16 protein-coding genes and 1 pseudogene are annotated in these 17,280 nt (G+C 71.6%); 5 read left to right on the forward strand and 12 right to left on the reverse strand.

Features of this window, described 5'->3' with window-relative positions:
- Window positions 1–11: 11 nt before the first annotated feature.
- Entirely contained in the window at window positions 12–872 is an 861-nt protein-coding gene (locus OKJ99_RS24260; protein WP_326019494.1) for a helix-turn-helix transcriptional regulator, read from the reverse strand.
- Between the two features lie 146 nt (window positions 873–1,018).
- Between OKJ99_RS24260 and OKJ99_RS24265 the strand changes: the two genes are divergently transcribed.
- Window positions 1,019–1,789 (forward strand): SDR family NAD(P)-dependent oxidoreductase, encoded by a 771-nt coding sequence (locus OKJ99_RS24265; protein ID WP_326019828.1) that lies wholly within the window; start codon window positions 1,019–1,021, stop codon window positions 1,787–1,789.
- Between the two features lie 10 nt (window positions 1,790–1,799).
- Here the strand turns inward: OKJ99_RS24265 and OKJ99_RS24270 are convergent, their stop codons facing one another.
- From OKJ99_RS24270 to OKJ99_RS24300, 7 genes are all read right to left on the reverse strand, one after another.
- Window positions 1,800–2,771 carry a cyclase family protein gene (locus OKJ99_RS24270; RefSeq protein WP_326019495.1) on the reverse strand — a complete coding sequence of 324 codons (972 nt, stop codon included), beginning with the start codon at window positions 2,769–2,771 and terminating at the stop codon, window positions 1,800–1,802.
- A gap of 17 nt (window positions 2,772–2,788) precedes the next feature.
- Window positions 2,789–3,541 (reverse strand): IclR family transcriptional regulator, encoded by a 753-nt coding sequence (locus tag OKJ99_RS24275; protein WP_326019496.1) that lies wholly within the window; start codon window positions 3,539–3,541, stop codon window positions 2,789–2,791.
- Between the two features lie 94 nt (window positions 3,542–3,635).
- Complete coding sequence (locus OKJ99_RS24280) at window positions 3,636–3,923, reverse strand: hypothetical protein (protein WP_326019497.1); 288 nt, start codon at window positions 3,921–3,923, stop codon at window positions 3,636–3,638.
- A 36-nt stretch (window positions 3,924–3,959) separates the two neighbouring features.
- Window positions 3,960–5,297 carry a TRAP transporter large permease subunit gene (locus OKJ99_RS24285; RefSeq protein ID WP_326019498.1) on the reverse strand — a complete coding sequence of 446 codons (1,338 nt, stop codon included), beginning with the start codon at window positions 5,295–5,297 and terminating at the stop codon, window positions 3,960–3,962.
- Window positions 5,294–6,685 carry an RraA family protein gene (locus tag OKJ99_RS24290; protein ID WP_326019499.1) on the reverse strand — a complete coding sequence of 464 codons (1,392 nt, stop codon included), beginning with the start codon at window positions 6,683–6,685 and terminating at the stop codon, window positions 5,294–5,296. Before OKJ99_RS24290 ends, OKJ99_RS24285 begins: the two co-directional genes overlap by 4 nt.
- A 205-nt stretch (window positions 6,686–6,890) precedes the next feature.
- Complete coding sequence (locus tag OKJ99_RS24295) at window positions 6,891–9,224, reverse strand: penicillin acylase family protein (protein WP_326019500.1); 2,334 nt, start codon at window positions 9,222–9,224, stop codon at window positions 6,891–6,893.
- A gap of 255 nt (window positions 9,225–9,479) precedes the next feature.
- A complete protein-coding gene (locus OKJ99_RS24300; protein WP_326019501.1) occupies window positions 9,480–9,797 on the reverse strand; it encodes a hypothetical protein in 318 nt (105 codons plus the stop codon).
- A 70-nt stretch (window positions 9,798–9,867) separates the two neighbouring features.
- Between OKJ99_RS24300 and OKJ99_RS24305 the strand changes: the two genes are divergently transcribed.
- Together OKJ99_RS24305 and OKJ99_RS24310 are read left to right on the forward strand one after the other, a co-directional pair.
- The gene (locus OKJ99_RS24305) at window positions 9,868–10,770 is read left to right on the forward strand and encodes a LysR family transcriptional regulator (RefSeq protein ID WP_326019502.1); all 903 of its coding nucleotides are present in this window, start codon (window positions 9,868–9,870) and stop codon (window positions 10,768–10,770) included.
- A 95-nt stretch (window positions 10,771–10,865) separates the two neighbouring features.
- Window positions 10,866–11,198 (forward strand): annotated as a pseudogene (locus OKJ99_RS24310) (helix-turn-helix domain-containing protein); the annotation flags it as partial.
- A 30-nt stretch (window positions 11,199–11,228) separates the two neighbouring features.
- On the opposite strand, the gene OKJ99_RS24315 reads toward OKJ99_RS24310, so the two are convergent.
- From OKJ99_RS24315 to OKJ99_RS24330, 4 genes are all read right to left on the reverse strand, one after another.
- Entirely contained in the window at window positions 11,229–11,537 is a 309-nt protein-coding gene (locus OKJ99_RS24315; protein WP_326019503.1) for an SCO5918 family protein, read from the reverse strand.
- Between the two features lie 56 nt (window positions 11,538–11,593).
- Complete coding sequence (locus OKJ99_RS24320; RefSeq protein WP_407700755.1) at window positions 11,594–11,998, reverse strand: CBS domain-containing protein; 405 nt, start codon at window positions 11,996–11,998, stop codon at window positions 11,594–11,596.
- A 55-nt stretch (window positions 11,999–12,053) separates the two neighbouring features.
- Window positions 12,054–13,550 carry a DEAD/DEAH box helicase gene (locus OKJ99_RS24325; RefSeq protein WP_326019504.1) on the reverse strand — a complete coding sequence of 499 codons (1,497 nt, stop codon included), beginning with the start codon at window positions 13,548–13,550 and terminating at the stop codon, window positions 12,054–12,056.
- Between the two features lie 182 nt (window positions 13,551–13,732).
- The gene (locus OKJ99_RS24330; protein WP_020119326.1) at window positions 13,733–13,936 is read right to left on the reverse strand and encodes a cold-shock protein; all 204 of its coding nucleotides are present in this window, start codon (window positions 13,934–13,936) and stop codon (window positions 13,733–13,735) included.
- 301 nt (window positions 13,937–14,237) lie between these two features.
- Between OKJ99_RS24330 and OKJ99_RS24335 the strand changes: the two genes are divergently transcribed.
- Complete coding sequence (locus tag OKJ99_RS24335) at window positions 14,238–14,819, forward strand: LOG family protein (protein WP_326019505.1); 582 nt, start codon at window positions 14,238–14,240, stop codon at window positions 14,817–14,819.
- A 167-nt stretch (window positions 14,820–14,986) separates the two neighbouring features.
- Window positions 14,987–17,278, forward strand: a complete 2,292-nt coding sequence (locus tag OKJ99_RS24340; protein ID WP_326019506.1) for a P-loop NTPase family protein — start codon at window positions 14,987–14,989, stop codon at window positions 17,276–17,278.
- Window positions 17,279–17,280: the final 2 nt, after the last annotated feature.

The raw sequence follows: 17,280 nt of genomic DNA on the forward strand, positions 1-17,280 counted from the left end.
CGATCACGCGTTCACGCGTTCCGCGGCAGCACCCCGCCCGCGTCGGCACCCACCACGCCCAGCAGGGCCAGTGTCTCGGCGTCGCGGGATCCGGCGGGCGCGCTGTAGAGCACGAGGCGCTGGTCGCGGTCGGTGAGCGCGAGGGCGTCGCAGTCGACGGTGACCTGTCCGACGGCCGGGTGGCGGAACGTCTTGGTGAGGGTCGGCGCGGCCTGTACGTCGCGCAGCTCCCACAGCCGGGCGAACTCACTGCTGCCGTCGCGCAGTTCGGCCACGAGGCCGGTGACCGCGGGGTCCTCCGGGTAGCGGGCGAGGGCGGCCCGCAGCTCCATGACGACGTGGTGGCGGAACTCGGCGGCGTCGGAGATCCCGTAGAGCGGGGCCTCGGGGTGCTGCGGCCCGAGGAACGCCCGGCGCGCCAAGTTCCGGTCCTCGGGGGCCAGTTCGCCGTAGTCCTCCATGAGCGCGGCCGTGAGGTCGTTCCACGCGAGCACCTCGAACACGGCGGACGTCACGAACGCGGCCGTCTGCGGCAGCCGTTCGAGCAGCGCGAGGATGCTCGGGCGGACGTCGCGCCGGTGCAGCCCGCTGCGGCTCGGCGCGGTCCCCGCGAGGACATGGAGGTGGTCGGACTCGGCGTCGGTGAGCCGCAGCGCCCCCGCGATCCCGGCGAGCACCTCGCCGGACGGCCGTGGCGCCCGGCCCTGTTCGAGCCGGACGTAGTACTCCGTGGAGATGTGCGCGAGGACCGCCACCTCCTCGCGGCGAAGCCCCGGTGTGCGACGCCGCGCACCCGGGGGCAGGCCGACGTCCTGCGGCCGGAGCCGCTCGCGGCGGCTGCGGAGGAACGACCCCAGCTCCTGCTTGTCCATACCTCCAGTGTGCCTGCCGCGCGGCCGCACATCCTGGTACCGGTTGTGCCTGTATCGGACCAGCGGCCCGCGCCGACACTCCCCTCATGACGAACGACATGCCGAACGACACGACGAACGACCTGACGCACCACACGCCGCACCACATGACGCACCCGCCCATCGGCCTGCTCTCCGGCAAGGTCGTGTTCATCACCGGCGCCAGCCGCGGCATCGGGGCGGCCGCCGCCCGCCTCTTCGCCCGCGAGGGCGCCTCCGTGGTGCTCGCCGCACGCGGCACCGAGGCGCTGCGCCGCATCGTCACCGAGATCCGCGCCGACGGCGGCGTGGCCGACGCCGTCCCGCTGGACCTGGCCGACCGGGACAGCATCCGCGCGGCCGTCGATCACGTGGCGGAGGTGCACGGCCGGCTCGACGGCGCGTTCAACAACGGCGCCGCGATCCAGCGGCCCGGCCCGCTGCACACCACCAGCGACGAGGACATCGACGAGCAGTTCGCCGTCAACTTCCGCGCGCACTGGACCGCCATGACCGCGGAGGCCGCACTCATGCGGCGCGGCGGGGGCGGGGCGATCGTCAATACGTCGAGCATCGGCAGCCGTCGCGCGAACCCCGCCCTGCCCGCCTACGGCGCCATGAAGCGCGCCCTCAACAGCATCACCGAGACCGCCGCGGTCAGTTGGGCCCCGGACGGGATCCGGGTGAACGGCCTCACCCCCGGCGGCACCGCCACGGAGATGATCGACGCCTGGGAGGCGGCGACCCCCGGCATCGTCGAGCAGGTGAAGTCGGCGATCCCCCTCGGCCGGATGGCCGAACCCCGCGAGGTCGCCGAGGCGGCGGCGTGGCTGCTCAGCGACCGGGCGTCGATGGTGACCGGCGCGGTGGTGCCGGTGGACGGCGGGGCGGGGGCCTGAAGCGGGGCGGCTAGCGCAGCGCGGTGGCGTTCGCCGGCGAGCCCACTCCGCCCACGAGGTTCAGCGGCTTGACCGTCAACAGGCAGTCCCATGTGCCGTGTTGGCGGCTGTCGTGAGCAAGAGCCGTGAGGTTCCACAACTCCCCCAGCGGCAGGCCGAGTTTGGCGATGAGTTCCTGGTGCATCATGCCGGCGTCCTCGGGTGCGCTCTCCCGGAAGTCGCTGTCGGGCGCGACCGGGAGGACCTCGACCGCGAACGTGTCCGTGGCCATGAGCGCGATGCGGTGGTCCCAGCACCACGCGGCGAATTCGCGGCTCTGCGTGAAGCCGGTGGCTCGGCGCTGGGCGCGGGTGGCCGCGCGCCGGTCGGGGTCCGTGGTCAGGTACCACTCGGCCCATCCGGTGTGGACGAGGACCAGGTCGCCGGGTTCGACCGCACAGCCCTGGGCCTGAAGTGCCTCGTCGAGCAGGGCGGTGGACAGGGCCGGGCCCTCGCTGTGGTCCAGGGGTGTGCCGCGGTCGCGCAGCAGGCCCTCCACGTCGATCACGAGGCCTCGTCCGGCCAGTGGGTGCTCGGCCCACAACTGCACGCCCAGGGAAGGGGTTCCGACCGCGATGTCGGCGTCGGGGACCCCGTTGTAGAAGCCGTGGCCCGAGGCGCGGCGGTGGCGCAGGCCGTCGATCTGGGAGGTGGCCTGGAGGTGGAAGTTGTCGAGGGAGTCGTCGCGTGCCTGGTCGTGCTTGGCGGTGATGTGGTGGTGCGGAACGCCGCGGGACTTGGCCATGGGCGGGTCGAAGGCGTCCAGGGCGTGGTCGAGGTTGAAGGCGGCGCCCCGGGTGACGCAGTCGGCGGCGCGGCGGATCTGGTGCGGGCCCGCGAGGTTGGCCATGCCGCGTTCCGGCGTCGTCGGGAAGAGGTGCCAGCTGGAGCCGGCCGGTGCGTCGGTGCGCTCCGTGAGTTCCTGGTACGTGGGCAGTGGCACGGACTGGTGGCTTTCTGTCAGGGGCAGCGGGCCGCGATGGCGTCGGCTGCCCGGCGTACTTCGCTGATGAGGTGCGGATGGTCGTCCGCGGTGAGTTCGGTGCTGGAGCCGGTGACGCTCAGCGCGCCGAGCACCTCATCCGGGGTGCTGATCGGGGCGCTGACGGCCGCGACCCCGAGGACGCGTTCGCTCAGCGAGAGGGCGTACCCGTCCTCCCGGACCCGGCGCAGGTCGGCGGTGAGTTCGTCCGCGGTGATCTGCTCGCCGGAGATCCGGGTGAAGGGGGCGGTCTCCTTGATGAAGGTGTCGAGTTCCGGCTCGGGGAGCCAGGCGGCCAGGGCCTTTCCCGCTCCGAGGTGGAGGGGGAGCTTTTCGCCGATGGGGAGTTGGTACCGCAGCGGGTTGCGTCCCTCGACGCGTGCGATCAGCACGCGGGCCGAGCCGACGCGTACGTACAGGCTGGCCGCCAGGTGGGTGGTGGCGGCGAGTTCCTGCAGGACGGGGAGGGCGACCTGGCTGAGCCGGTTGGTGACCAGGAACGCGTGGGCGGTGGCGAGGGCCGCCGGGCCCGCGGTGTAACCGGTGTCCTCCTTGGCCGCGTAGCCGCGGTCGACGAGCACGTTGAGGATCCGCTGCGCGGTGGCGACGTGCAGTCCCGCTCGGCGGGCCACCTCGCTCAGGCGCAGGGGCTGGCGGCTGTCCTCCAGTACGCCCAGGACGTCGAAGGCCCGGTCGAGGGAGCGCATCGTGGAGGAGGACTCGGCGGGCATGGGGGCGGCTCCTGGATCATCGATCGGTACGCGCGGACCCGATAAGACTTATCAGTCCGCGAGTGCGATCCGTGCGTCAGGAGCCCGTTGCCGGTCAGTGAGTGGTGGCGGACGCCGCGGGTCGGGGCGCCTGGGCATCCGAACCGTTCGCGCCGTCCTGCTGCTCGGCGCCCTGCTTCCCGTAGGAGAGGACGAACGAGAGCATGCCGCTGATGCTCGCCGCGATGCAGGTGGCCGGTCCGGAGTCGGCGGCGACACCTTCCACCCAGGCGGCATCGCCCATGACCATGCCGAGGGCCTGGCCCACGACGGTCACGGTGCCGCCGGCGAGGAAGACGACGATGCTCAGCCGGAAGAGCAGTTGAAGGAGTCGTTGAGTCATGAGCGGGCCTCCGGTTCAGGCGGGTCGGGGGTGAGGTCAGACGGGGAGGACGCCGGTGGCCACGGCGGCACCCACGAGCAGGATGGGGACGCAGTAGTAGGTGGCCAGCGGCAGGAACGTACGGGCCGGGTCGATGCCGGCGATGCCGCTGGCGACGTAGATGGGTGCCCCGGACGGGGGTGAGGCTCCCTCGGTGGACGCGAAGATGAGGACCGCGACGCAGGCGGTGGCCGGGGGCACACCCGCCCCGACCAGCGAGGTGACGGCGACGGGTCCGATGGCGGCCATGGTCGCGGACGCCGTCAGCGGGATGGCCACGCCGACGACGAGGACTCCGACGATGAGGGCCATGACCCACTTCGGTGCCTCCACCCCGGCCAGCAGCTGGGTCAGTTGCTCGGGCAGCCCGAGTTCGCCGAGGACGTTGGAGGCGGAGAACGCGGCGACGATCGTGACGCCGATGACACCGAAGTGCGGGGCGGCGCCGCCGAGCACGTTCCACCACTCGCGGCCCGAGCGGGGCAGATGGCGCCGTCCGAGGACGAGGACGGTGGCGATCAGGAGGACGGGGATCCAGGTGATGAGGCTGATCGCGTCCGACAGTTCGAGGCCGACGTGGTGGTCGAGCGCGGCCCCGATGGGCCCCTTGGTCAGCGCGAGCGGTATCGCGATCGCCACGAACAGGAACAGGCTGGTCCAGCCCGCGCCGAGGCTGGTCCGCAGGGGCAGCAGGTCGGCGCGGTCGATGGGCTGCACCTTGTGGCGGCGCACCATGACGAAGGCGGCGAACAGTCGGTACCCGAGACACCACAGACCGCCGATGGCGAGCGGGAGGACGATGTCGTCGGTGGTGGCCACCGAGGCGACACCTGCCGAGCCCATGAGGATGAACATGGTCGAGCTGAAGGGGAAGGTGACCCCCATGCCGGCGCCGCCCGCCGCGACGGTGGCCGCGAGTTCACCGCTCACGTTCGACCGCTTCATCCACGGGATGGTGACCGAGCCGACCGCCGCGGTCACCGCGGCCCCGACGTGCGCGATGGCTCCGAACAGCCCGGCCGCGACGGTCGAGGTGTAGACCGGGCCGCCGCGCAGCCTGCCGAGGACCGAGTTGAGGATGCCCAGGAGGTGGTCGAGGACCGGGGTGCGGGCGAGCAGGTAGCTCATGAAGACGAAGGCGAGGGCGGCGAAGGTGACTTCCTCCTGCATCGCCTCGACCAGGCCGTCCCACATGACATGGGCGATGTCACCACCGGCGAACAGGCCGGTGACGAGGAAGCCGACGATGAGTGCCTCGCCGATGTTCCGCTTGAGGACGGCGTTCCACACGATGATGGCCGCGATGTAGCAGCCCAGGGCCCATACGGCGATCACGATGTTCCTCCTGGCGTGGCCGCGGCCGCGGCGCGGATGTCGGTGCGCCGTCGCGCCTCTTCGGCCTCCACCTCACGGGCGGCGGCCAGTACGGTCGCGGCACGCTCGGCGGGGACGACGGCCACGCCGTCGCCGTCGGCCGCGACGAGATCCCCGGGCGCGCAGACGACTCCGCCGACGGCGACCGGGATTCCGACATGGCCGGGACCGAACTTGTAGGGGCCTGCCGGAGTGACCGCGCGCGCCCAGACGGGGAAGCCCATCTCGGCGAGCACCTCGACGTCGCGCGCGGCGCCGTCGAGCACCATGCCGACCACGCCACGGGCTCGGGCGCGCTCGGCGATCAGCTCTCCGACCAGGGCACGGGAGACATCCCCCTCCCCATTGACGACCATGATGTCACCCGGCTCGGCGATCTTGATGGCCTGGTGCAGCGCCTGGTTGTCACCGGCGCGGGTCCAGACGGTGAGGGCGCGGCCGACGGTGCGGGCGCCGGGCCACAGGGCGCCGATGCCGGAGTCGAGGAGACCGAGGCGGTCGGTGGCGTCGCCGATGTTCGCCGTCGCCAACCCCTCGTATCCGGCGAGCAGTTCGGCGGTGACGCGGGAGGTGTCGCGCAGCCCTTCGGGGCGTGCGGCGAGGGTGTGTACGTGGCCGATGGCCTCGGCGAGGCGGGCGTCGAGGCCGAGTTCACCGACGAGGTCCGCGGCGGCGGCCACCTCGTGGGAGCGCCGCTCGCCGTGCTTGAACGTCCCCTGGTAGAGCCGCTCCAGTGTGGCGTCACCGTCCACCAGCTCCCCCGCGACCTGCTGTCGGACCCACGCCTCGGCACCGGCGGCGCGCCCCGCGTCCACGGCCTCGACGATGACGGCCCCGAGCCCCTTCATGAACAGGCTGCGCAGCAGCTTCCGGGCCGACGCCGCACCGGGGTCGCCCCCGAGGTCCTCGACCGGCGCGCCCAGCGAACCGAAGTGGTCGGCGACCACGGAGGCGCCCTGCCCGCTGGCCACCAGCGCGGTGCGGTGCCGGTACTTCGGAACGGAGCCGATCACCGACACATCGGCGAACTTCGCGGAGGAGGCCGCGCCGACGGCCGCGGCGATCCTCCGCTTCAATTCCGGTGCGGCGGCGTTCATGTCGGCGTAGACGGCGGTCGCCGGCAGATGCGCGGCGGCCTCCTCCGCCACGGCGAGCGCGGCCTTCGCCCCGGTCAGCCCGAGCACGAGAGCACTGCCCCGCACGGCTTCCGCAAGGGTGGCCGCCCGCTCGACGCCGTCCGGCGTGGGCACGTCGACCGGGTCGAAGCCGACGACCTCCCAGCCCTGTTCCACGAATCCGGCCGCATAGAGCGCGCCTGCCTCGCCCAGACCGATGATCCCTGCCTTCACCTGAACCTCTTCTCATAGAATGATAAGCACTATCACTGTGCGCAGGAGGATGTTGCTTGCGCATGAAGTGCACGTCAAGGGCTGACGAATGATCGATCAAAAGAGGCGGGAGGCCAGGGCGGTCCAGAACCCAAAAAGGCCGCAGGGCCGAGACTCGCTCGGCCCTGCGGCAGGTGATTCAGGTGACTCAGGTGGCTCCGGAGGCTCAGCCCCCTTCGACCGGGAGAAGCCTTACGCGGCGTTCCGCGATCTTCTCGACCGCCGCGCGGGAGTATGCGAGCGGGAAGTACTCGCCCTTGAGCCACGGTTCGGCGAGGTCGCGGTAGTGCGGGTCGTCCGGGTCGCCGGACTGGCCGGGGGTGTTCACCGCCACCGACGAGTCCCAGTCACCCACGTCCAGGACGACCCGGAACGACGGGCCGCTGGTGTGCAGGAAGTCGCTGGTGCGGTAGGTCGCCGCGTTGACCGTGTCCGGGGAGCCGCCGCTCGGCATCGGGCCGACGTCGAAGCGGGCACGGTCGGCCGCGCCGAGCGCCGCCGACACCGGGTGCTGGAAGAGGCTGTGATGCAGTGCGCCCCACTGCCACTTCCCGTCGTCGTCCCCCAGCAGCTTGCGCACTTCGGCGTAGGCCGATCCCAGTGTGTCGAGCAGCAGTCGGTCACGGGCCGCCCCGTCCTTCAGCCACCGCCCCGGCTTCTCCAACTCGCCGAGCAGGACGAGGGTGTCGGTGTCCTCGATCAGCTCGGCGGCCTTCGGCACCGCGGCCCGCACGAAGCCGGGCCCCAGGTGCCTGGACAGCCACACCTCGAACAGGGCCGCCGGGCCCGAGTCCGGCGATTCGACGGCGTCCCAGTCGCGCAGCAGCCGCAGGGCACGGCGACGGTCGGGTTCACTGCTTTTCAGGCGGGCCAGCAGCGCGGTCAACCGGCGTGCGGGTATGGACAGTTGGTCGTGCTGCAGCGCTTGCGAGTCGGCGATGGTGTGCTTGCGCTGCTTCGAGAGGACTTCCACGATCCGCTGGTGGCGGAAGGGGTTGGTCCACTCGTAGCCGAGCCCCATGTCCTGGTATTCGTGCGGCAGGTTGAACTGGTTGGCGGTGGCGATGAACCCGGCCGCCGGGTTGAGACTCCGCGGCAGGTCGTCCCCCGAGTAGAAGCCGTCCCACTCGCAGCGGCCGTCTCCGGGCACCGGGAGCAGCCCGTCGTACCCGACCCGCTTGGGCGCGAGGCCGCCGGGCACCCAGCCGATGTTGCCGTCGACATCGGCGTAGACCTGGTTCTCCGTCGGTGCGCCCCAGTTGCGCATGGCCTCGGTGAACTCGCGGTAGTTGCGCGCCCGCATGTAGGCGACGCTGCCGAAGTACGGTGACGTGCCCGGCTCCAGCCACGCGGTGCGCACCGCGTACGCGAGGTCGTGCTCCTCGTCGACGTGGATCACCGGGCCGTGCCGGGTGAAGGCGAGCTCGACGGGGTGGTCGTCCTCCCCCGCGACGGGGACCCGCTCGCGCAGCACCTTCATCGCTTCCCAGCCGTCCTGGTAGCGATACCGGGTGCGGTCGTCCGGGTCCAACTCGTAGACGTACAGGTCCTCCTGGTCCATCGGGAAGATGGTCAGGCCGAAGGCGACGGTGCCGTTGTGCCCGATGGAGATGCCCGGCAGCGCGGGCTCCCCCGCACCGATGACATCGAGGCCGGGCGCGCTCAGGTGCGCGAGGTAGCGCAGCGAGGGCGCCGAGTAGGAGCGGTGCGGGTCGTTGGCGAGGATCGGCCGTCCGGTGGCGGTGCGCTGCCCGCCGACCACCCAGTTGTTGGAGCCCTCCGTGGTCGCGTCGCGCACGACCGCGCGGCGTACCGCACCCTCGCTGAACTCCACTTCCTGGGTGGTCAGTTCGAAGACCTTGAGCACGTCGTCGGGGAGCACGCACGGGTCGAAGCCGTCCGGCACGCTCGCCTTGTGGTCCGGCTGCAGCCCCTGCCGCACCAGGTCGGCGTCCACCCCGGCGGCGCAGGCGACCTGGGCGCGCTTGACCTCGCTGGTCAGGTTGCGGGTCAGGCCGTGGCTGCGGATGCGGACCACGTCCTCGGGGTCCCAGCGGGCCGGCCGGTAGCCCAGCAGGCCGAACTCCTCCGGGAGTTGGTCGGGGTGGGCGTCCAGCCATGCCACGTAGGCGTTGATCCCGGCGGTGAACTGCGTCGCGATGCGCTGCGCGTCCTCGGCGTAGCGCGCCCACTCCACGTCCATGTCACCCCGGTACAGGAACAGGCGGGTGGCCCGGTCCTGCGCCACGTAGTCGGCTCCCAGGACGTCGGCGAGCTCGCCGAGTCCGCGCCTGCGCCACAGGTCGATCTGGAAGAGGCGCTCACGGGCGGCGTTGAAGCCCTGCGCGAGGAACACGTCGTGCTCGTTGTCGGCGTAGATGTGCGGCACGCCGTAGCGGTCCTCGATCAGCTCGACCGGCGCCCGCAGGCCCGGTACCGGGTATTCGCGTGGCCCGGCCGATGCCGCGCCCGCCGGTACCGCGCCCACGACATCGGCCATCACACCAACTCCAGACATTCCCACCGCCGTTGCCGCCAGTACCTGCCGTCTGGAGAACCGCCCCTGCCCGGCCTTCGCCACAACAACCTCCTCGTCGGTCGACTGCTCGGCACACCCGCGCGTCAACACGCGGAAGATCCCTCACACAGACGGGCACGAGGTTAGGAGGAAGCGGAACGCAGGACGAGGGGCGCGTCGTTTCGTTCATATTGACCGCGGACCGCCAACGGCATGCCGCGCCTACTGACGCGGCGTTCAGTCCAGCGGCGCGTGGTTCGCCCAGGCGACCTTGTACGGGTACCGGGCCTGCCAGCGGTGGATGAGCTCTCCGACGCCGGGGTCGGCGAACGCGGCGCCGAGGGTGTCCAGGTCGGCGACGCCGAACTGTACGACCGCCGTGGCGATCATCGCGGGGATGGCCTCCTCGCCGGGAACCGGAATGTGCCGGCGGGTGGCGGACGTCCGGACGTGACCGGAGTCGGCCATCACCTTTTCGATGTCCTGAAGGAATTGGTCGAGGTCGGTGTCGGGGATGGGGGCGTCGAAGGATACGAGCATCGTGTGGTGAATCATGCAGCCATCGAACCAACAGGTGGGGCGCCACGTCCAAGACCCTGTTGGCCTCGAACGATAACCTGTGGGCATGGCTGAACTGGAGACACGGGAGATCGAGTACGTCGTCGCGGTCGCCGAGGAACTGCACTTCGGCCGCGCCGCCCAGCGCCTCGCGATCGCGCAGCCGGCCCTGTCCAAGGCGATCCAGCGCGTGGAGAGGCGGCTCGGCGTCACCCTCTTCGTCCGCTCCAGCCGCCAGGTCGCGCTGACACCGGCGGGCGAGGCACTGCTGCGGGACGGGCGGTACGCGCTGGACGCGGTGGCCGCCGCCGCGGAGCGGGCCCGCCGGGCCGCGGAGTCGGGGACGCGGCTGCGGCTCGTGCTCAAGCCGGGCGGCGACGCCGATCTGCTGTCGGCGATGCTCGCGGCGTACGCCATGGGGTCCGATGCGCGCCGGGTCGAGATCGTGTTCAGCGGGCCCGCCGACCGCGCGGAACAGCTGCGGGACGGGCGGGCCGACGTCGGGCTGCTGTACGTACCGTTCGACGATCTGGAGGGCCTGGACCACGAGACGCTCCGCGTCGAGGAGCGCGTCGCGCTCCTCCCCGCGGACCACCGGCTGGCCACCCGCGAGGCGTTGCGGCTCGCCGATCTGAAGGACGAGCCGATGCCGCGCTGGAGGGGTGTTCCCGGGATCGGGGGCGACGGCGGGGCCGGCCCCGAGGTGAAGGACGTCGCCCAGCTGATCCCCTTGGTGGCGGTGGGCCGGACCGTGGCCCTCCTGCCCCGCTCCCTCGTCCACCCGGTCCCGCCGGGCGTGGTGTCCGTACCCGTCACGGACGCCCCCGAGAGCCGCCTGGTACTGGCGTGGCCGCCCCAGGCGGGTCATCCGCTCGTCCGGGCCTTTGTGACGGCGGCGGTCGGCGCTGCCACGGCACGCGGGCACGGCAGCCCCTCCACGTCCGGGCATGCGCAAGGGGACCGCCGGTGAAGCATCGGGACCGGCGGATGGTGTATTAGTTCCTTCGGGGCCGTGGTGCCGTACGGCACCACGGCCCCGCAAGCATGTTCCGCAGAGAGGTGCAAGTGACAGCAGACGACTCGTTCGGGCGTCTTGATGACGACGACTACCCGGCCTACACCATGGGCCGGGCCGCCGAGATGCTCGGGACCACCCAGGGCTTCCTCCGCGCCATCGGCGAAGCCCGCCTCATCACCCCGCTCCGCTCAGAAGGCGGTCATCGCCGCTTCTCCCGCTACCAGCTGCGCATCGCCGCGCGGGCCCGGGAACTCGTCGACCAGGGGACGCCCGTCGAGGCCGCCTGCCGCATCATCGTCCTGGAGGACCAGCTCGAAGAAGCCCAGCGGATCAACGCCGAATACCACCGCGCCACCGAATCCGGGGGCTCCTCGACCGCGGTTTCACGCCTCAGCACCCACGTCGACGGTTCAGAGTTGCGTGGTGGTGCCGAGCATCGCGGACGCCTGCTCCAGCGGGTCACGGGCGGGCTCGGGGGCCGGCTCGGGGGCGGTGTTGACCGTGAAGCCGAGCTTGGCCATGGCCCGCAGAACCTCCGCGGCGCTGAAGTCACGGCGGTCCTGGCGGGTGATGACCGCGCCGACCTGCTTGGCCGGGTACTGGCGGCGGCCGATGGTCACGGTTTCACCGGTGCTCGGTTCGGGCTTGATGCCCTTCATCGATTCCAGCACGCCGTTCTTGGTGAGATCGAACGGGAAGCGGGCGATGACGCAGCGCATGGGGCCTCACAAGGAGTAGGGGAAGAACGGTCCGGTCCGGCGGGAGGTGAGACGGTTCAGCGGGAAAGGGCGAGGGCTGCCGAAGCTGTGTTCTGCTCGTCGACCACGGGCAGAGTATCGGACCGGAGGCGGCGCATCGCCTGCCCGGCCCCCACGACTGTGGTCGCCGGCGACGTGACCTCCGCGTACACGCCGAGGATGTCGCGCAGGCAGACGCGGTCCGAGTAGGCGGAACCGTCGCGGACGGCGACAAGTTCGGCCCGGGTGACCAGGCCCGTGCCCTGATCGTCCTGATCGCAGACGACCAGCCGACCCGTACGGGCGGCGTCCATCACGGACAGCGCCACCTCGACGCTCATGTCGTCACGGACCCGGGGCCCGGCCGGGTCGAACACATCGACCACCGTCCGGCGCACGGGGCCGTCGATCGCCGGACGGGACTGCATCTGAACCAGTGCCAAAACGTGCCTCCTGCAGAGATGGATCGACTTCCTGATCACGAAGGGGCTGGGCCGCTCAGGCCGCCGGGTCGACGGAGGACTTGCGTGCGGGGGCGCGCCGGGTCGCGGAAGCGGGGCGGCGGCGGCCTCGGGAGGCGCCGCCGCGCTTGGAGCGGTCGGCCGCCGCCGGTGCGGGGATGACGACCGGGATTCCGGACGGGGCCTGGGCGCCGGTGATCCGGTGCAGGGCCTCGTCGCCCGAGCGGACCGGGGTGGTCTGCGGCCGGATACCGGCGTCCGACATGAGGCGGACCATGGCACGGCGCTGGTTCGGGGTGACGAGGGTGACGACGCTGCCGGACTCCCCGGCGCGAGCGGTGCGGCCGCCGCGGTGGAGGTAGTCCTTGTGGTCGGTCGGCGGGTCGACGTTGACGACGAGGTCCAGGTTGTCGACGTGGATGCCGCGCGCCGCGACATTGGTCGCGACCAGCACGCTGACGTCTCCGGTCTTGAACTGCGTCAGCGTGCGGGTGCGCTGCGGCTGGGACTTGCCGCCGTGCAGCGCGGCGGCCCGCACCCCGCTCCTGAGCAGGTCCTGGGTGAGCCGGTCGACGGCGTGCTTGGTGTCCAGGAACATGATCACGCGGCCGTCGCGGGCGGCGATCTCCGTGGTGGCGGCGTGCTTGTCGGCGCCGTGCACGTGCAGGACGTGGTGCTCCATCGTCGTGACCGCACCGGCCGACGGGTCGACCGAGTGCACGACCGGGTCGCTCAGATAGCGGCGCACCAGCAGGTCGACGTTGCGGTCCAAGGTGGCGGAGAACAGCATCCGCTGCCCCTCCGGGCGCACCTGGTCGAGCAGCGCGGTGACCTGCGGCATGAATCCCATGTCGGCCATCTGGTCGGCCTCGTCGAGCACCGTGATGCCGACCGCGTCCAGCCGGCAGTCGCCACGGTCGATGAGGTCCTTGAGCCGGCCCGGGGTCGCGACGACGACCTCGGTGCCGCCGCGCAGCGCACTGGCCTGCTTGCCGATCGACATTCCGCCCACGACCGTGGTCATCCGCAGCCGGATGGCGCGGGCGTACGGCGTGAGGGCGTCCGTCACCTGCTGTGCCAGCTCGCGCGTCGGTACGAGGATCAGCCCCAGCGGCCGACGGGGCTCGGCACGCTGTCCGGCGGTGCGGGCGAGCAGCGCGAGGCCGAAGGCGAGGGTCTTGCCGGAGCCGGTGCGCCCGCGGCCCAGAACGTCGCGGCCGGCCAGGGAGTTCGGCAGCGTCGCGCCCTGGATGGGGAACGGTACGCTCACGCCCTGCCTGCCGAGTTCGGCCAGCAGCTGCTCGGGCATACCGAGCTCGGCGAAGTTCTCGACGGCGGGCAGCGCGGCGGTGATCGTCTTGGGGAGCGCGAACTCGCCCTGTACCGCGGCGGGTCGGCGGCTCTGGCCGCCGGAGCGGGCGGGCCCACCGGAACGACGCGGCGTCGACGAGCCGAAGCGGCCGCCGCTCTTTCCGGCGTAGGCATTGCCACTACGGGTACGGGCGGAGCGGTCGTTTGTACGTGTGCGGTTCATGCGGACGGAACCTTCCTCGATGCGGTGCATATCAAGGAATCCCCGCAGCGATGAGCCGCATGGAGAATTACAAGTATGGACCGATGGAAAAAGCGCCACCGGTGAAACCGTGGCGCGGACGCAGGCAGCTGGGACCCGCACCCCGAAGGATGCGGGCCCCAGCTGCAAAATGCGTGTCAGTGTCAGGCCGGAACGATGTTCTCGGCCGTCGGGCCCTTCTGGCCCTGCGCGATGTCGAAGGACACCTTCTGGCCCTCGAGCAGCTCACGGAAACCCTGGGCGGCAATGTTCGAGTAGTGGGCGAAGACGTCAGCGCCGCCACCGTCCTGCTCGATGAAGCCGAAGCCCTTTTCCGAGTTGAACCACTTCACGGTTCCAGTAGCCATGTCATATCTCCTTGGGGCAGTACATCGGAATCCGCACCGTGCGAACACCGTGTCGCCGCGATGATTACCCCGACCGGAAAATGACCGGAAAAACTTTGGGAACCACAACTGCAACTTGTAGTGACACTAGCACGCAAGATCAGCCTGCATCCACCATGCAATTCCGTCTTTCCCGCCCCGGTAAGAACCCTCACTACATGGCCCGCAAAACCCTCATCCCGCGGTCATAGATAATCCCTCGCACCGGGCGGAAGGCCCGTGGTAGACCAGAGCGTCCGCCACGACCGATCCGGAGATCTCCATGCGCCGCCTCGCCGTCTTTCTCGCCTCGTCCAGCGGAAACGACCCGGCCCACACCGAACTTGCCGTCGCCGTTGGAGAAGAGCTGGCGCGGCGTGGCATCGGCCTCGTCTACGGCGGTGGCCGCCGAGGCCTGATGGGCGCGATCGCGGACAGCGCGCTGAACGCCGGCGGCGAGGTGATCGGCGTCATGCCGCGCAGCATGGTCGAGCGGGAGTGGGCGCACGAGGGCGTGACCCGACTGGTCATGTGCGACTCCATGCACGACCGCAAGGCGATCATGGCCGACCAGGCGGATGCCTTCGTCGCCCTGCCCGGCGGACTCGGCACGCTGGAAGAGATTTTCGAGGTGTGGTCCTGGCGTCAGCTCGGTTTCCACGCCAAGCCCGTCGGCTTCCTCGACGCCGCGGGCTTCTGGACGCCGCTGCTCGGCGCCCTGCGCGGCATCGCCGACTCCGGCCTCCTCCCGGCGTCCACGCTGGACGACCTCGCCGTCGCCCCCGACCTGCCCGGCCTTCTGGAGATGCTGGAGGAGCGACTCCGGAACACCCCGGAACCCGCACACGGCGAAAGCCTGCGCTAGCGCCGCCGTCCCGCCGTCCCGCCGAAGGAATGCGCGTCGTGGGCACGGGGCTCCCTCACTTGCGCCCCACTTTTCACCCCTTACCCCTATCTGCCGCAATTGCCTTGATGGGGAGCTGCCGGTCGGCGTACAACGCTGTCAAGGCGTAACGGGGGAAGGACGAGCCCATGGGGGATGTGGGCAGGGTCGACGTGCGCGGGGAAGTGAACGGGCAGGTCGTCGTCGGCCGGAACAACGTGGTCATCAATGCCGAGCAGGGCGCGTACGTCGCCTACCGGCCCGAGGGGCCACCGCAGCTGCGACTGCGGGCCCGCCCGTATCCGGGCGGCTCCGCGCTGCGCGGACAGGGCGAGGTGCTGGTCGGCCGGGACAGTGAACTCGCGGCGATCGGCGCCTGGTTGGGGGCGGGGAGACGGGTTCAGGTCTTCGGTCCGCCCGGGATCGGAAAGAGCGCGCTGCTGCGCCGGTGCGCCGCCGAGCAGCTCGCGCTCGGCCGGCCCGTCCTCCATCTGCACGCGGCCGACAGGACCACGGAGGACCTCCTCCAGGAGGTCTTCCAGGCCTGCTACGAGCTTCCCGACGGCCGCCCCTGCGAGGGCTACAAGCCCGAGCCCTCCACCCTGCGAGAGCTGTTGGGGGCCCTGCGCGTCGTCCTTGTCGTCGATGACCTCCAGGTCTCCCCCGACGACCTGGGCGTGCTGATCGAGGCGACGCCCGGCTGCCCGCTGCTGACGGCCGCCGTGGACCGCGTCGAACGTCCGGACGCCCGCCCGTTGCGGCTCGACGGGCTGCACGAACGGCATGCGTACGAGCTGCTGGCACGCGAGGTGGGGTACTACCCCGCCGGGCCCGCGGCCGACGCCGCCCGGCACCTGGTCGCGGCCGTCCACGGGCATCCGCAGACCGTCCTGCAAGCGGCCGCCGCGTTCAACGCCTCGCAGGGGCGGAGCGTCCCCGGCCAGGCCGGCGGCCCGCCGTGGCCTCCCGGGTTCTTCCCGGTCGACGACACCGCCCTCGCCGTCGGCACCGCGGCCCGGCTGTCGGAGCGGGCGGTCGGACTGCTGCGGCCGCTGTGCACCCTCGCCCCACTGCCCGCGTCACCGGTCCTGCTGTCGGCGCTCGGCGTACGTCCCGATCCGGCGGCGCTCGCCGAACTCACCGCGCTGCGGCTGGTCGAGGTCGACGGCGACGACCTCTGCTCCTGCGGGCCGTTCGCCGTGCTGGTCGCCCAGCAGACCGGGGCGCTTCCCGCCGCCGCCCAGCTCGCGCCCGCCCTCACCCACTGGCTGCGGACCCGGGCGACCCGGCACGAGGCGTGCGCCGAGGCCGCGACGATCCGGCGGGTGCTGGGGAACCTGGCCATGGTCGAGGACCACCGGGGCGTGCGGGACCTCGCACGCGCCGCGGCCCCGCTGCTCGCGCTCTCGCTGCACTGGGGCGTGTGGGGACAGGTCCTGCGCTACGGCAGGGCGGCGGCCCAGCTCCTGGGTGCCGCGGCGGACGAGTCGTACTTCGCCCACGAGGTGCATGTACGGGTCGTCGCGCTGAGCACGGCCTCGTCGGGACTTGTCGGCGGTGGCGGGGGTGTGGGGTACGCGGCGGCGCACGCGGGCGGCGGTGGCGGGGGCGGCGGACTGCCCGGCCCCGGCCAGGGCGCCCCGTCCGTCCCGAGCGGTCTGCCCGACGCCGGGAGTCCGATCGGCAGCGGTGCGGGGCCTCCCCGACCCCGAGGGCGGGGGATCCACCGAGCACGCCACTCCATGCACCATGTCGTCTCGTCGCACCCCGTGGCGGTCGGCGCCGGTGGCGTCCTGGCGGCGGCGGGCGTGGCGATCGGGGCCGCTACCCTGGCAGGAGGCGGCACACCGGTGGTGGTGAACGGCACCCCGAGTATCACCTCGCCCCTGACGCGGTTCTCGACCACAAGCCCCACCGGATCAGCTACCGACCAGAGCGAGAGCCCGACGCAGCAGTCGTCGCCCGCGTCCACCTCTCCCACCGGTCCGCGCGCGACCACGCCCCCGCCGGGCTCCGGCGACTGCCCGCCGGTCGGGCTGCCCGCACGGGACTTCGGCGCCGTCAAGGTCGGTGACACCAAGACCGAGACCGTCCACTTCACCTCGTGGCTCAAGTGCGACAACGAACAGGCACTGAAGGCCAGTGATCCCGCCAACTGGAGGACCGCCCTCACCTCGTGCCCGCCCGCGGGCGGCTCGCACGACTGCGTCTTCCAGGTCACCTTCGCACCCAAGAAGCCCGGCCCGTACAAGGCGCTGGTCACCATGCCCGACGACGCCGGGCAGCAGGACGTGTCCATGCAGGTGACAGGGACGGCCATCACCGTTCCCACCGGACCGACCGGGCCGACCGGACCCACAGGGCCCACCGACCCGCCCGGTCCGACCGATCCCCCCTCACCCTCGCCCTCACCCTCCGAGCCCGGCCCTGGCATCGACTGAGG

This window comes from Streptomyces endophyticus, from assembly GCF_035798155.1.
In the GTDB taxonomy this organism is placed as follows: Bacteria; Actinomycetota; Actinomycetes; order Streptomycetales; family Streptomycetaceae; genus Streptomyces; species Streptomyces endophyticus.

Coding starts and splice junctions, on each gene's coding strand:
- OKJ99_RS24260 (WP_326019494.1), bottom strand. CDS start 872: ATGGACAAGCAGGAGCTGGGGTCGTTCCTCCGCAGCCGCCGCGAGCGG.
- OKJ99_RS24265 (WP_326019828.1), top strand. CDS start 1,019: ATGACGCACCCGCCCATCGGCCTGCTCTCCGGCAAGGTCGTGTTCATC.
- OKJ99_RS24275 (WP_326019496.1), bottom strand. CDS start 3,541: ATGCCCGCCGAGTCCTCCTCCACGATGCGCTCCCTCGACCGGGCCTTC.
- OKJ99_RS24280 (WP_326019497.1), bottom strand. CDS start 3,923: ATGACTCAACGACTCCTTCAACTGCTCTTCCGGCTGAGCATCGTCGTC.
- OKJ99_RS24295 (WP_326019500.1), bottom strand. CDS start 9,224: ATGGCCGATGTCGTGGGCGCGGTACCGGCGGGCGCGGCATCGGCCGGG.
- OKJ99_RS24300 (WP_326019501.1), bottom strand. CDS start 9,797: ATGATTCACCACACGATGCTCGTATCCTTCGACGCCCCCATCCCCGAC.
- OKJ99_RS24305 (WP_326019502.1), top strand. CDS start 9,868: ATGGCTGAACTGGAGACACGGGAGATCGAGTACGTCGTCGCGGTCGCC.
- OKJ99_RS24315 (WP_326019503.1), bottom strand. CDS start 11,537: ATGCGCTGCGTCATCGCCCGCTTCCCGTTCGATCTCACCAAGAACGGC.
- OKJ99_RS24325 (WP_326019504.1), bottom strand. CDS start 13,550: ATGAACCGCACACGTACAAACGACCGCTCCGCCCGTACCCGTAGTGGC.
- OKJ99_RS24330 (WP_020119326.1), bottom strand. CDS start 13,936: ATGGCTACTGGAACCGTGAAGTGGTTCAACTCGGAAAAGGGCTTCGGC.
- OKJ99_RS24335 (WP_326019505.1), top strand. CDS start 14,238: ATGCGCCGCCTCGCCGTCTTTCTCGCCTCGTCCAGCGGAAACGACCCG.
- OKJ99_RS24340 (WP_326019506.1), top strand. CDS start 14,987: ATGGGGGATGTGGGCAGGGTCGACGTGCGCGGGGAAGTGAACGGGCAG.